This is a genomic window from Sphingomonas populi (assembly GCF_004208535.1).
GTDB lineage: Bacteria > Pseudomonadota > Alphaproteobacteria > Sphingomonadales > Sphingomonadaceae > Sphingomonas > Sphingomonas populi.
Genome location: NZ_SGIS01000162.1, coordinates 1 through 866, shown reverse-complemented (window position 1 = coordinate 866; position 866 = coordinate 1). Strand labels below are relative to the sequence as shown.

Annotated in this window: 1 protein-coding gene; it reads right to left on the bottom strand. The window is 62.1% G+C overall.

Going from position 1 to position 866, the window contains the following annotated elements:
• The coding region (locus EWE75_RS24720) for an IS110 family RNA-guided transposase (protein ID WP_130160650.1) at nt 1–866 on the bottom strand (866 nt) is incomplete at both ends.

The following is an 866-nucleotide window of genomic DNA, read 5'->3' as shown; positions in this document are numbered from 1 at the left end:
TGACGTACTTCCACAGGGCCACCAACAGCTTGCGGGCCAGCGCGATGATGGCGGGCTTCCTGGATCTCGGGCCGCGCTCCGTCACCCGCGTGATGAACCAGCGGCTGAGCGCGGAATCCGGTTGATGTCGCACCCACAGCCAGGCGAGCCGGACGAGGGCGGTACGCAGTCTCGGATTACCCGCCTTCGATACCCCTTGATCATTATTGATATTGCCACTTTGCCAATGGGACGCCGCGAGACCAGCATAGGCTGCAAGCTGTCGGCGATTGTCGAAGGTGCGGGACAGTCCCTCCAGCCACAAGACCGACGCTATCTCAGGGCCGATCCCCTTCAACCCGATGAGCATGGCGGGGATAGAAGGTCGCAGTGCCACAGGCTTTTCCGTCCGCTCCGTACCGCTTGTCGCCGATGCCTTCTCGGGGGGCGCTGTTGTGAGCAGCGCGTCACGGAGATCCTCAACCGCCTTGATCTGTTCCAGCAGCAATTCGATCCGGTCGAGCTCACGGCCGATCTGCTCTTTCAAATAGAATGGAAGTGGCCGCCCGTCGCCGGTCACCAAGTCGTCCAACTGCTTACGCCGATCGCGCCGAAGCGGCTCGTAGCCCGTGATCCCCTGGCTGAAAAGCAGGCCTTTGATACGGTTTACGTGGCGAATTCGTTCGTTTGTCAGGGCTTTGCGTTCTCGGGAGACCCGGCGGCGGTCCTCGTCTTCAGGGGTTGGTGCCCTCACCATCGCACACACCCGGGGATCACCGCGCATGTAGGCGAGCAATGTTCGCAACAGCATTTCGCCGTCGAGACGGTCGGTCTTGACGCGGCGCGCACGGCGAGGAACTGCGATCGACGCCGGATCGACGACATAG